We start from the raw sequence: 14,494 nt of genomic DNA, 5'->3' as shown, positions 1-14,494 counted from the left end.
TTGAATTCATTCATTACTTCGAGCAAAGCGGTCATTCCGTATGTGTTATTGTCAAAATATTTTAATGGTGATTGCATTGACTCTGGCACAATTGAAAAAGCCGCAAAGTGAATCACACCACTAACGTCTTCTTGTTGAAAAACATTACGCATAAATTCTCTATCACGCACGTCGCCCTCATAAAAACGGGCATTGGCATTAATAGCTGCCTTATGTCCCGTGACTAAATTATCGACAACTGCGACATCATAACCGCGTTGAATCAATTGATCAACTGTATGGGAACCGATATAGCCGGCACCACCTAATACTAGAATTGACATATTGAAATCCCTCCTAATTTAATGATTAATCTAACTTCTTAGCACCGTCAGCAATTTCTGCGACATAAAAACTTGGGGCATAACCAATTTTATCTGTATAAGTCTTAGCCACATTTTCTTCGAAGTTATCGACTTGATCTTTCGCAACAATCGCAATTGCACAACCACCAAAGCCAGCGCCAGTCATCCGGGCGCCTAAAACACCCGGTTGTTTCCATGCCGTTTGAACTAAAGTATCAAGTTCAATACCGGTCACTTCGTAGTCAAATTGTAATGAAACATGGGAAGCATTAACCAATTTACCAAAGCGTTCAAGATCATTGTTCTTAAGCGCTTCACGAGCCTTCATGGTCCGTTGGTTTTCTGAAACCGCATGCCGGGCACGTTTCAATAGATTTTCGTCTTGTAATAGGTAGGTTTGTAGATCAAATGTTTCATTATCTAATTCACCTAATGATTGAATATCATTTTTAGCTTGTAAAATGGCTAATGCTTTTTCACATTCACTGCGTCGTTCGTTATATTTTGAATCTGCTAATTCACGGCGTTTGTTAGTATTCATGATGATGATGACATTGTCTTGTAAGTCGATTGGCACAAGATCATAATCTAATGTATTCGTATCGAGTAAGATAGCATGGTTAGCTTGCCCCATCCCAACGGCGAATTGATCCATAATCCCAGAGTTAACCCCGATAAATTTATTTTCAACCATCACACCAGTTTTGACAAGATCAACACGGTCGATATCTAAATTAAATTGGTCTTCTAAAATCACACCCATTAATAATTCAAGTGAAGCCGATGATGATAAACCAGCCCCATTAGGAATATTACCTTTCAGATAAATATCCAAACCTTGATCAATTGAATAGCCTTGTTCTTGTAAGTAAACAATCATGCCTTTGGGATAATTGGCCCAGCTATGTGCTTTTTGATACGATAAATCGCTCAGGTCAAATGAAATAACACCAGCATCTTCAAAATTTCCTGATAAAAGATTGATTGTTTGATCATCACGTTTGGCTGCAACTGCATAAGTTCCTAAAGTAATCGCCGTTGGGAAAACATGCCCACCGTTATAGTCGGTATGTTCGCCGATCAAGTTGATCCGGCCTGGTGCGAAATAGCTCGCTTCTGGTGCCTTGTGGAATGTGTTTTCGAATGCGGTATTTAATTCTGTCATGTTCATAGTAAATTCCTCCTCTATTAATCGCTTTCATTTTACTAAATATTTACTAAAAAATCAAACTATTTTTTATCCGTCGCATTATTTTCAGGGAGTATGCTAAACTAGATAGTAGTAAACACTAAATTGAGAGGTGCACCTTGGCAACTATTAAAGATATTGCACAACTAGCTAAAGTTTCAAACGCAACTGTCTCCCGCGTTCTTAATTACGATCAATCCCTTTCGGTCAGTGATCAAACCCGACAACGCATTTTCGAAGCCGCCGAAAGCCTCAGTTACACTAAAAATCCTAAGAAAAATCATAACCATCGTGGTCAGATTGCGATTGTTGAATGGTACACCGCTAAAGAAGAATTGGAAGATCTCTACTACCTTTCAATTCGGCTTGGGGTTGAAAAAAAGCTCAAAGAACTCGGTTATGGCGTAACGCGCTTCTTCCAAAACGATCCACTTGATCCGCTCCATGATGCAACTGGCGCTGTGGTAATTGGTAAGTACAGCCCTGCGCAGATTAAGCGCCTAAAAAAACTCAACCACAACCTCGTTTTCGTCGATATGAACACGCTAGATTATGAAGTCAGTTGTGTGATGACCGACTTCAAAACACCGGTTAAATCCGTAATCGACCATTTTACAACCGCTGGCTTAACTAAAATTGGTATGTTAACTGGTCAAGAGAGCACTGCTGATAATACTAAATTGGGACCAGATCCCCGTTTTATTCATTTTAAGGCGTTACTCAAAGCTCATAAAAACTATCATCCCGATTGGATTTTAACCGGTGACTTTACACCCGAATCAGGTTACCAACTCATGATGCAATTACTACAACAACATAGTTCCAATTTACCAGAAGCCCTCTTCATTGCCAATGATGCAATGGCAGTCGGAGCGTTACGCGCCTTACATGAATCAGGCATCAAAGTCCCTGAACAACTCAGCTTGATTAGTTTCAACGATACCTCAATTTGCCAATACACGTTCCCAACTTTAAGTTCCGTTAAAGTCTACACTGAACAAATGGGCCAGTCAGCTGCCGAGTTATTGGTTAAACAACTCGCCGCTAGCGAAATTATTCCCCAAGTCATCACGATTGGAACAACGCTGACACTACGTAATAGTTCAAAATAAAGACGTTGTCAAAGCAGAACTAATCTGTTTGACAACGTCTTTTTAGCTGTTTGATTTAGTCTTTTTCTAAATCAATCTTACCAACTATGAAAATATAAGATAGTGCACCAAGTAATGCTATCACAGCAACAAAGACAAGTGCTGATGAAAAATTACCTTTTGAAACCAAAAAGCCAATTACAATTGGAATAACAATTGATGATAACGCACCACAACCATTGAAAATTCCACCTGCTAAGCCAATTAGATTTTTAGGTGCTAAAGCCGTTACAAAAACCCAAGTAATTGTTGCAAGTCCATTGCCAAAAAAAGCAACTGACATGAATAGGATAATCAATACTGGACTCGAAACATAATTAGCACCCAAAATTAGAAGCGTTAGTAACAAACCGGTGATGACTGGCGCTTTTCGTGCAAAACTTGGCGATTTTCCCATTTTAATTAACCGATCAGAGATAATCCCCGCCAAGATAACTCCACAAAAGGCTGCTAAATAAGGAATACTTGATAAAATACCAGTTTGCATGAAATTAATATGTTTCGCTTTCGTTAAATAGGTTGGAAACCAAGTTAAGAAAAACCAAAACGTTCCTGAAATTGCAAATTGCCCGATATAAATCCCCAGCAAACGTCGTGTAAATAACTGTTTTAGATTGGCCCAACTTAATTTTTCTTTTGGTGTTTGTTCACCTGCAGATAGACTCCGATCACCATCCGTAATTGCGCCACCTGCTCTAATGTATGCTAATTCATCGTCACCAATAAATCGGTTTTTTTCAGGATCGGTATAGAACGTATACCAAATAATTGACCAAATAATTCCGATAACGCCTGTAATAATGAATAATCCGCGCCAACCAATTGAATTATGAATTGTATATAAGATTGGAGTTGAAAATGCTAGTCCTAAAAATTGCGCAGATGAATAAATTCCAATCGCAGACCCACGCTCACCTTCTGGGAACCAATACGAAATAGCCCGATTATTAGCTGGCATAACTGGTGCTTCAAAGAAGCCAACCCCTAAACGAAGACCCATTAATTGTCCGAAACTACCGATAAAAGCTTGGAAAACAGTCATCAATGACCATCCGAAAAGACTAATAAAATACATAATTCTCGAACCGAAACGATCTAATAAGAGCCCACCTGGAATTTGCATCGCTGCATAAATCCAACCAAACGCTGAAAAAATTAACCCCTGCTGAACGGTTGTTAATCCGATTTCTTTGGCCAGTTCCGGCATTGCAATTGAAACGTTTGTGCGATCCATATAATTAATAACAATATTGATAAATACAAATGCTAAAATTACGTAACGCATATGTGTCGATAACTTAGGTTTCTTAGCCACATTGTTCATCTATTTGTCCTCCTATATTAATAAACACGAATTTCATTCATCGAAAATTGATGACTGCCGTTTGTTTGTAGCAAGTTCAATCTTAATCTGCTGCTTATGATTGGTGTTTTAAGTTGATGAACAACATGGCGAACACGATTGTCAGATACTCGTAGTAATTCAATCCACTGACCATTCTTTTCATATTGTAGTTGATAATCTTTTATCAATTCCGGAACCACTTCAAATGCAGTTCGATGGTGATGTAAGTTAATGATATCTTCGTTCACATCATCATTGAACGTTAAATTAATTTGTTTGATGGTCATTGGCTCATTCCACGATAAATCGAGATATTCAGATGTCCCATTAACCGGTGCAACCCACATATTTGGGCCACCGTAAGGTCGAACCAATCCGTTAAGAACTTTATTGTCATCATAAGCATTGGTTGTTGGTGTTTTAAACACAAAATTTTTCCGATTAATCCTCTGATTGGTCCAATATAGTAAGGGACTTTTACGCGTATAATCGTGTAATTCTGGTTGACTAAGTTCCCCAATTGGATTATCTAAATAACTAAGAACCCCAGCAAAAGCAGCGTCACCTAAATAGACAGAACAGTCCGCATTTGGTTCAACAACAACAAATAGGTTTTGGGCATGCTCTGGCCGCCAATTAATCTCAAATGATTGCCAACCAGTAAAATGTGCCACTAATGATACTGTCTGCTCGCCAACCAATTCTGCAGGAATATAGTTTTGTGGTTTACCCGTCGCATACCATTTGATTGTCAGATTAGTTTTTTGAGTAGCAGTCACCATTAAGTCTAACTGTTTAATCTCTGGATCCACTGGTAGCGAAAATGCAATTGCTTTTTTTAATTGATATAATTTGGCACCTGAAGTAAACGTATTAATTTCTTTTAGCGTGTGTGAGGCTGTGATTACAGCACTTCTGGCTAAATCTGCTTGATCTTCATTTTTTACGCCTAGTACTGAAGCATCTTCACGTAGCAATAACTGCTGATAATCATTCAATTGTTCATGATAAATATCAGTAGGCCTAATGCCTTTCCCAACTGCAAATGCTGCTGCGGTTCCAGCGGCTTGCCCCATCACCGCACAAGTTGCCATTACTCGAATGGTCCCAAAGGCAATGTGCGAGGCAGACACATCCCTCCCTGCAAAAAACAGATTGTTGATTTCTTTTGCATACAAAATACGATACGGAATATGGTAAACACCATCCGCAACAGAATGTTGCGCACCTACCGAATCGTTATACATCCCCGTTGCTGGATGCAAATCAATCGACCAACCGCCAAAACCAATTCGATCTTCAAATAACGTCTGATCCTCTATATCCTGTTGTTTTAATACATACTCACCCGTGAATCGTCGATATTCACGCTTCCCTGGCACTGAACCGATCCAGTCTAACGTTAAATTATCAGCGTCATACTCGCCGGAATTCTTGATGTAATCCCAGATACCATAAACAACGGCTTGTAACTCATCACGTACCTTTTCATTATCGTGAACGATATCGAATTCACCGCCCCATTCAATCCACCAATAGGCACAGCCATTATCTTCTTTCTTAATAATTCGATTATTCATAATGGCTGTCTTAGTAATGTCTTTGGCGAAATTCGGCTTAATGTATTTTACAGAGTGCCCAACATCTTTCGTGTAAAAGAACAATGTACTCCCTAAAGTCTCATTATCACCAGATTTAGGCGCCAATGACTCATGATATCTCTCAAATCCTTCTCGACCAATGCTAAATTCGGCTCCGGCCAAGAAACCAACCAACCCATCTCCAGTGGCATCGATGAAAAAGGCACTCTCAAAGGTAATAATCCGCTCCGAACCAGACATGAACCCTTCAACGCTCTTAATTCCTTTTTGGTTATCCATTTTGACAGCAGTTACTTCTGTATTTAGAAATAATGAAATGTTGGCTTCATCACGCACTTTTTCCATCAGCAACGCATCCCATAAATACGGATTACCGTCCGGATTACGGTATTGATTTTCAACAAATAATTCCCCCATAATACCTGTTTCACGTGCATAACGGTTCACGCCATGTTTCGTGGCTCCTGCCACCCATACACGAACTTCACTACTTGAATTACCACCTAGAACACCACGATTCTGTACTAATGCTACTTTTCTCCCTAAACGTGCTGCCGCAATTGCTGCACATGTTCCAGCCAGTCCACCGCCAATCACAGTGATGTCTGCGTTTACATTTTCTCGTCGCATAAAAGTACCTCCCTGATTAATACCTTTACGATACGTCATTGTGATTAGATACACAATTTACTTTTTTTACGAAAACATGTATTATTTTGACATACGGTCGGAGGTTTAAGAAGATGATTACAACCCAAGGATATATGTATTGGCAAAACAAAGCTCACTTTCAACTTGATCACGACACAGATAGTCACTGGATTATGTATATTATTGAAAGTGGCCGCTGTGAGTATCAGTTCGATAATTTTAAAGGAATTGCAGGCGCCAACGATATCTTACTGATTCCGCCTTACTGTGATTTTTTTCGAAATATGATGACACCAATGACCTTTCATTTTATCCGAATTACTTCCAAACTAGAAAGCAATGAGCAACAATTGGTTGGCCGTCATCACTTTGCCAACCAACGTTTTATTGAAAATTGTACTATTTTGCGCAAAACAACTTTTAATCTAAGCTCACAAGCACAGGTCATTAGAGCTCATATTGTTCAAGATTTATTTATCCAAAGTAATTTAGAACAGCTACAATCACATCATTTAAACCTCAAACAAGCGAAGAACAGAACCATTGCGCAAGCCACTATCATTATGCAAAATCATCTAGATCTGACCGTTTCAGAAATCGCTCATCTAGTTGACCTAAATCCGGCCTATTTTTCAAGAAATTTTAAACAAGTCATTGGAGAATCCCCGATTACCTATTACACTAAATTAAAACTTAAAAAGGTCCAAGAATATCTTATTACTACTGATGACTCCCTATCGGAAATTGCTGATAAAACTGGATTTAACGATGCTTTTTATCTTAGTCGAACATTCAGAAAATACTTAAAGTGTTCACCTATTCATTATCGAAAAAAGCACATTGTATAACACAACATTAACTTATTAGGCTTTAACACCACACCCAACTTCGAAAAGCTGTATAATAAATTGAGTGAGTCATGTAAGGAGTATCTCTTTTGAAAACAAAAAAAATTAGCCGGACCATCTTAACCATCGCTATTTTAGTAGTTGGTTATCTCGGTGGTCGTAACAACGTTTTACAAAATGTGTTGCCTACTACAGTTGCCACTGAGCAAGCAGCTAAACAAACACCGCCAGTCAGCCCTGATTATCAAGCCATCGCTGATCAAGATTTTAAAAACGGAGCTACAGCCTATCTACCAATTAATAACGATCAAAGCCAATTAACAGCAACGGATTGGCAAGGTGAAAAAATCGTCTATGGGCAACTCGACCAACTTAACCGAACAACTAGCACCACAGCTTACTTATCAAAGCGGAATCTGGGTAAATCAGAAGGACGGACGCGCCAAATTTGGAGTCCAACAGGTTGGCATAATCAACCACTAATTGTCAACGGCCGCCGAATCACACCGCAAAATCGTGGCCACTTGATTGCTTATACACTCACTTTCAATTTTGATCAGCATGGTAACTTCCAAGCTGGTCAACCAGGTAGTTTAGATAATCCGCTTAACCTAGCCACCCAGAGTGAGTACAGTAATCAAAAAACGATGCAGATTTTTGAAGAAAAGGTCCGTACAGCTTTAGAAGCGAATAAAAAAGTGATTTACAAAGTCACCACCGTCTTCCGTGGTAATGAACTAATGCCGCGCGGTTACTGGGTTCAGGCCATTTCAACAGATGGCACACTGAATTTCAACGATTACGTCTGGAATGTTGAACCCGGCGTCGCATTCGATTACATGACTGGCCGTTCTCACCTAGATGCTAGCATGCAAGTCAAAGACGGTCAAAACATTGCTGATCGCACCAAACAACAAGTCAAACAACTTTTCTAAACAAAAAAAGAGGTATCAACCAGAATAATTCTAGTTGATACCTCTTTTGCTAGCTTATTTTTCCATTGCCTTACGCAATGCAGCGGCTAATGGACTTTCCGCTGGCTCATCTGCTTGGTTCACTTTTTGAATCAAGCGACGCTCTTCATGTTTAGAGATTTTCTTCTTACGGTCTTTTTTATCAAGCATCTTTTCCGTTGTCCCATCATTAAGACACCGGAAGTACGCGCCACCTTGTCCTTCAATAATCACCATTTTCTTGTGACATTGTGGGCAACGATGATTGGAAACCTTCGGATCTTTTCGGCGCCGATAATGACAATTTGTGCAGACATAAAACTTGCCGTCACGCGTATTCCGTTCTTTTAACGGATGATCACATTCCGGACATTTCTTATTTGTCACTGCAAAATCACGGTATTTTGTCTCGCTCTTTTTAATTTCACTAACCAAGGTCTTAGTTGCCCCCTCGATTTCAGTGATGAACGCCTTCGGATTTTCTTGGCCTTTGGCAATCGCTTCAAGTGATTGTTCCCATTTCCCAGTCAATTCTGGTGAAACTAACGTCTGATTAACCAATTGCAAAAGTTGCTGACCTTTTGGTGTTACTGCTAAAGCATGGCCTTGCCGTTCTAAGAGTTCACTACGGACTAATTTTTCGATGATTTCCGCACGGGTGGCTGGCGTTCCCAAACCGTAGTGTTCCATCTTCCCGAGCAACGTCCCTTCAGTCAATGGCTTAGGGGGGGTCGTCAATTGTTCTTTAACCGCAAAATTGGCGCGAACTGCCATCCCTTCTTGCCAGTCAACCGTTGCGGTTAGTTGGCCTTCTTTGTCGGTAGCATGCCAACCTTGTTGCACGACTTTTGTTTGCTTAAACGTAAAGATTTGTTCGCCAAACTTAACAGCGGCTTTCGTAACGGCTGTCACATAAGGATCGGCAAATAGTCCTAAGAAGCGTTCAACGATTAAGCGATACATCCGCAGTTCATCCGTTGATAGTTTTTCGGCACGGACTGGTTCTTCAGTCGGAATTAAAGCATAGTGATCCGTTACTTTGCCATCATTAAAGACCGCTTTTTGTTTAACCTGACTGCCTTGCCCCAAGTATTGCTTAGCGCGTGGATCAAATTTGACCAATGCCGATAAACGTTCTTTCAGAGTCTCCTCAATATCTGTTGAGAGATATTTCGAATCCGTCCGTGGATAACTGACGACTTTATGAATTTCATACAATGCTTGAATTAAGGACAGCGTCTTTTTCGCCGATAAGCCATACTTTGCATTGGCCACTTGTTGCAGTTCCGTTAAATCATATGGTAAAGGCGCCACCTGTGATTTTTGCGTTGTTTTGACACTGACAACTTGCCCCTTCGCTTGTTGGAGTTGTGCAACTAGCTCGTCGGCTGCTTGGCGCGTCTTAATACTTTGCGGGTTTGCTAATTGTAAGGCAGCTTGTTGTTGATCGACCGTCAGGTGAATCGTATAGTAGGTTTGCGGTTTAAAACGGTTAATTTGTTGCGCCGTTTCGTTCACAAAAGCTAATGTTGGTGTTTGCACCCGACCCGCTGACAAGTTATCTTCATACTTGGTGGTTAAAGCCCGCGTGACGTTCAAGCCAATCAACCAATCCGCATGGCCCCGCGCAAGCGCTGAAGCGTACAAGTTATCAAACTGCTTAGCTGGTTTTAAGTTTGCAAACCCGGCTTTAATCGCCTTGGTTGTTTGTGATGAAATCCAGAGCCGTTCAACTGGCTTATCGAATTTAATCCATTCTAAAATATAACGCGCAACAGCTTCTCCTTCACGCCCCGAATCAGTCGCGATTACTGCGCCTGAAATATCCTTGCGGTTTGCTAGATGACTGATGGCCTTTAATTGCCCACCTGTTTTAGGCAACGGTTTTAGACCGATATGTTTCGGAATAATCGGCAAATCTTCCAAACGCCATTGTTGCCATTCTTTTTTGATATCTTCTGGTAATTGTAGCGATAAAAGATGCCCAAACGCCCATGTGATGACGTACTGATCGCCTTCAAAATAAGTTTTAGTTTTCTGATTGGTTCCCAGAACTTTAGCTAGCTCTTTAGCAACGCTTGGCTTTTCCGTAATGACTAGTTTTTTACTCATTTAAAATTCCTCTTAATTCAATTGATTAAATTAGTTACTGACTAATAGTATAACGCATGTTGAGGAGGAACCAAAATATAGAATAAAGTTGATTTGATTTATAAAAAAAGTGCTAACAATCATTAGATTGCCAACACTTAAAAAATTACGCTAGTGTTTCCCGTCGATAAGCGAGTAGTGCATGACTAATAGTAGCTGTCTGGCCGTAAACTTGCTTATATAACTTGTGTAACGTTTGATATTGCTTAACATGTTGCGGATTAGGTGTATAAGTTTGACCGTAGTTAACAAATGCTTGCGCGCATGCTTGCAGATTATCAAACCAACCAACTCCAACTGCGGCAATCATTGCAGCTCCCATCCCTGGGCCTTGTTCATTTTGCAAAGTAATGACTTTCTTATTAAAAATATCTGCTTGAATCTGCAGCCAAGTTGAGCTTTTAGCGCCACCGCCAATTGAAACAACAGTATCAAAATCACTACCTTTATCTGCAAAGATCGCCATAATATCTGCAAACGAGAAGATAATCCCTTCCATTACTGCCCGCGTGAAATCTTTTCTTGTATGAGTCCCATCAATACCGATAAAACTACCACGAATATCGCCATCTGGATAAGGCGTACGCTCGCCAACAATGTAGGGCGTAAATAAAAGACCATTTGCTCCGACTGTTGACCCGGCTGCATCGGCAACAAAATCATTAAAGCTTAATTCTGGTGCAAAATTTTTCTTAAACCAGGATAAGCTATAACCAGCAGCCAACGTTACCCCCATTGTATAATATTTGTCTGGAATGGCATGGTTAAAGAAATGAAGCCCACCATTATAATCTACTGAGGTGTCATCTTCATATTTTAATACAACACCGGATGTCCCAATTGAAGACATGACCATGTTAGGCGCAAGTATCCCAGCACCAATGGCACCTGCCGCATTATCTGCAGCTCCACCGAACACTTGAGTTGACGTTAATAATCCAGAGAAAGTGGCATAAGAGTCGCTAATATTCCCAGCTAAACCGATTGACTCAATAAGTGGTGGAAAAATACTAATTGGTAAATCAAACTTCGCCGCAATCACAGTACTCCACTCTTTTTGATTTTCATCCAGCATAACCGTCCCAGCTGCATCTGAGTATTCCATCGCAATTTTACCGGTCATTCGATACCGTAGATAATCCTTAGGCAGTAAAATTGTTTGAACTTTACTAAAAATTTGGGGTTCATTTTCTTTAACCCATAAAATCTTAGGTAACGTGAACCCTTCTAATGGCACATTCCGCGTAATATCAATAAACGCTTGACCCATCACATCTAGAATTTCTTCACATTGACTTGTTGTTCGGGTGTCATTCCATAAAATAGCCGGCCGCAATACTTGATTATTTTGATCCAATAATACCAATCCATGCATTTGCCCTGAATAACTAATCCCTTCGATTTCAGCTGGTTTTAACCCGTCTTTTAAAATTAATCGATCAATTGCGACTGTCGTGGCGGTTACCCAATCTTCTGGATTTTGTTCACTATACCCCGGCTTGGGTTGGGATAATGGATAATTATAACTTTGTTGGGCAACAATCATCCCAGTTTTATCAACTGCAGAAACTTTAACCGAACTCGTCCCTAAATCGACGCCTAATACGTAGCTCATAAAATAACCCTCTCTCTAATTTTTAACCTAACAAATAAACGGGACCAGGACAAAAGTCATTTTGTCTCAGCCCCGTCTTAATATCTAACTCTAATTATCTATTGACTCGCGCGCTTTTTTAATTAGCGACCCAAAACAGTGTAGATGTAATTATTGAGTGTTGATTTTAATTGTTCCAGATGACCTGATTTGGTTGCAGCAATCAATTCTGATTGTGGCTTGTCAATAATATAGTTTTCGAAATCCTTGAAGGTGACTTTACCAGCTTCAAAATCTGCACCAATCCCGGTCTTAAATGAACTATAACGGTCATCAAGTACATCTTCAAAAACCCGATCCTCGATTAATTTATTGGCAACCAACAATCCAGCTGCATAAGTGTCCATCCCTGCTGCATGTGCGAAGAACAAATCTTGCATATCAAATGATTGACGACGTGGTTTAGAATCAAAGTTCAACCCACCAGTTGGTAAACCACCATTTTTCAACATTTCATACATAACTAATGTTGCTTCATAAATATCATTAGGGAATTCATCAATATCCCAACCAATTAATTTATCACCCATATTAGCATCTAGTGAACCCAACAATCCAGCATCACGCGCAACCCGCACTTCATGTTCATACGTATGTCCCGCTAAGTATGCATGGTTACCTTCAAGGTTTAACTTGAAGTCTTTTTCAAGACCATAAGTCTTCAAGAAAGCAATGGTTGTTGCAGCATCAGTATCATATTGATGTGACGTAGGTTCTTTTGGTTTAGGTTCTAACAAGAATTGACCTGTATAACCAATTTCATTTGCATAATCTTTTGCCAAGCGGAAGAATTTCGCAATGTGGTCTTGTTCTAACTTCATATCAGTGTTCAATAATGATTCGTAACCTTCACGACCACCCCAGAAAACGTATGATTCTGAGTTAACACGTTTAGCAATTTCCAGTGAATGTTTAATCTGAGCAGCTGAATAAGCAAAAATATCAGCAAATGGGGCCGTTGCACCCCCAGCAACAAAACGTGGGTTTGTGAAAAGACTTGATGTATTCCATAAAACTTTCTTACCCGTTTCTTGCATTTTAGCAACAATCTTATCAACCACAATGTCTAAGTTCTGATTCGTTTCACGCAATGTGTTCCCTTCAGGTGCTAAATCGCGATCGTGAAAAGCAAAGTATTCGACATTCATTTTATCTAAGAATTCAAATAAATAGTCAACCTTTGCTAAAGCTTGTTCCATTGGATCTTCAATATTATCCCATGGCCGTTGTGCAGTCCCATCTCCAAATGGGTCAACCAATCTTTGATCCATTGTATGCCAATAAGCCACAGAGAATTTTAGCCATTCACTCATTTTTTTACCGTTAACAACTTGATCTGGATTGTAATAGTGAAAACCATTACCAGCTTTCAAGCCTTTTTCATTGCCTACATAAACCATTCTTTCTTGATTAAATAATGTCATGCTTAGATCTCCTCTTTTACCATAAATTTTAGTTTTAAATCTGTTAACCCTAAGACTTTAATTATTATTTGTGCACATCCACCATACAATGTTGAATACTCAACATTATTACTCAAGATTATTGGTGTGTTTTTTAACGTCCCCTTTTCAAACGGAGTACGTATTTTAATTAACAGATTAGGTATCTCTTTTAATATATTGGCATTCATAAAAACAACATCTGGATCAAACGAGACGATTACATTGTTTACTAATCGGCTGATATCTAAGCAAAAATTATCAAGAATTTCTAAAACAACTTTATCTTGATTTTCGTACATTTGTTTAACTAAAGGCAGATTGATATATTCCAATTTCTTTGCTTTTTTTATGTGCTCCAAAACAGCATCTTGGGAACAATAGTCTTCTATTTTATTATCATTCAATAATGAAGATCCCTGACGATCAAAAATAACAGTCTGTCCAATCTCACCAGCCTCACCATTATGACCACGATGTAGTTTTCCTTCAATAATGATACCCGCACCTATTCCTTTATGAATACTAATACTAACCGCATTTTGAATATTACCTGTACTAAAATCACGTTCATATATTGCTGTCAGATTAGCTTCATTTTCTAATAGAATCGGAACATCATATTTGTACTTCAAGACCTTCTCAAGATTTATATTTTGCATATCAATAAAGGGCGAATAACGAATTTTATTGTGCTTTACAATCCCATGAATCGCAACAGAAATCCCCAATAGGTTACTTTCCTGTTTTTCTTTCTGCTCATCAATAAAATTCATTATTACTGTTAGCATTTCATTAATCTGATTATTAGCCACCCGAATATCCAGACTAACAAGTTTTTCACCATTAATAGACATCGTCATTAGAGATACCATCTTATATCCTAGGTCAACACTAACAATAAACCCATATTCCTTATTTATTTCTAACAACGAGGGCTTACGTCCACCTTGTTGGGTGCTTGTCCCTTCACCGACCTCTTTTAGTAATCCAGTTTCCAAAAATTTGTTAGCAATCTGCGAAACCGTCACCTTATTTAGTTCCACCTGTCTTGCAATTTCACTCTTTGAAATTAATTCAGCAGCATATACCGCTTGTAAAACAGATTTCTCATTTGCTGACCGCATCATTGCCTTATGAATTACCATTATATTTCACTCCATTG

11 protein-coding genes are annotated in these 14,494 nt (G+C 39.3%); 3 read left to right on the top strand and 8 right to left on the bottom strand.

The window, feature by feature from the left end:
* Positions 1-323: NAD-dependent epimerase/dehydratase family protein (locus FC90_RS03035; protein WP_157053034.1), on the bottom strand; the 323-nt coding region annotated here is incomplete at its 3' end.
* Between the two features lie 25 nt (positions 324-348).
* Complete coding sequence (locus FC90_RS03030; RefSeq protein ID WP_057907828.1) at positions 349-1,515, bottom strand: galactokinase; 1,167 nt, start codon at positions 1,513-1,515, stop codon at positions 349-351.
* A 137-nt stretch (positions 1,516-1,652) separates the two neighbouring features.
* Between FC90_RS03030 and FC90_RS03025 the strand changes: the two genes are divergently transcribed.
* Positions 1,653-2,645 (top strand): LacI family DNA-binding transcriptional regulator, encoded by a 993-nt coding sequence (locus FC90_RS03025; protein WP_057907827.1) that lies wholly within the window; start codon positions 1,653-1,655, stop codon positions 2,643-2,645.
* 55 nt (positions 2,646-2,700) lie between these two features.
* On the opposite strand, the gene FC90_RS03020 is transcribed toward FC90_RS03025, so the two are convergent.
* Complete coding sequence (locus FC90_RS03020; RefSeq protein WP_057907826.1) at positions 2,701-4,008, bottom strand: MFS transporter; 1,308 nt, start codon at positions 4,006-4,008, stop codon at positions 2,701-2,703.
* A gap of 17 nt (positions 4,009-4,025) precedes the next feature.
* Positions 4,026-6,260 (bottom strand): FAD-dependent oxidoreductase, encoded by a 2,235-nt coding sequence (locus FC90_RS03015; RefSeq protein WP_057907825.1) that lies wholly within the window; start codon positions 6,258-6,260, stop codon positions 4,026-4,028.
* A gap of 113 nt (positions 6,261-6,373) precedes the next feature.
* Here FC90_RS03015 and FC90_RS03010 point away from each other — a divergent pair, with 113 nt between their 5' ends.
* Together FC90_RS03010 and FC90_RS03005 are read left to right on the top strand one after the other, a co-directional pair.
* Positions 6,374-7,129, top strand: a complete 756-nt coding sequence (locus FC90_RS03010) for an AraC family transcriptional regulator (protein ID WP_057907824.1) — start codon at positions 6,374-6,376, stop codon at positions 7,127-7,129.
* A gap of 89 nt (positions 7,130-7,218) precedes the next feature.
* Positions 7,219-8,064 (top strand): DNA/RNA non-specific endonuclease, encoded by an 846-nt coding sequence (locus FC90_RS03005; RefSeq protein WP_057907823.1) that lies wholly within the window; start codon positions 7,219-7,221, stop codon positions 8,062-8,064.
* A 54-nt stretch (positions 8,065-8,118) separates the two neighbouring features.
* Here the strand turns inward: FC90_RS03005 and FC90_RS03000 are convergent, their stop codons facing one another.
* From FC90_RS03000 to FC90_RS02985, 4 genes are all read right to left on the bottom strand, one after another.
* Positions 8,119-10,194: a DNA topoisomerase III gene (locus FC90_RS03000; RefSeq protein WP_057907822.1), complete on the bottom strand. Its 2,076-nt coding sequence runs from the start codon at positions 10,192-10,194 to the stop codon at positions 8,119-8,121.
* Between the two features lie 145 nt (positions 10,195-10,339).
* A complete protein-coding gene (gene xylB / locus FC90_RS02995; RefSeq protein WP_057907821.1) occupies positions 10,340-11,848 on the bottom strand; it encodes a xylulokinase in 1,509 nt (502 codons plus the stop codon).
* Between the two features lie 122 nt (positions 11,849-11,970).
* Positions 11,971-13,311, bottom strand: coding sequence for a xylose isomerase (gene xylA / locus FC90_RS02990; RefSeq protein ID WP_057907820.1), 1,341 nt, complete (start codon positions 13,309-13,311; stop codon positions 11,971-11,973).
* A gap of 2 nt (positions 13,312-13,313) precedes the next feature.
* Complete coding sequence (locus tag FC90_RS02985) at positions 13,314-14,477, bottom strand: ROK family transcriptional regulator (RefSeq protein ID WP_057907819.1); 1,164 nt, start codon at positions 14,475-14,477, stop codon at positions 13,314-13,316.
* Between the last annotated feature and the right edge of the window lie 17 nt (positions 14,478-14,494).

Origin of the sequence: Latilactobacillus graminis DSM 20719 (assembly GCF_001436415.1) — a bacterium.
Lineage (GTDB): Bacteria > Bacillota > Bacilli > Lactobacillales > Lactobacillaceae > Latilactobacillus > Latilactobacillus graminis.
This window is presented reverse-complemented; position numbering and strand designations above follow the sequence as displayed.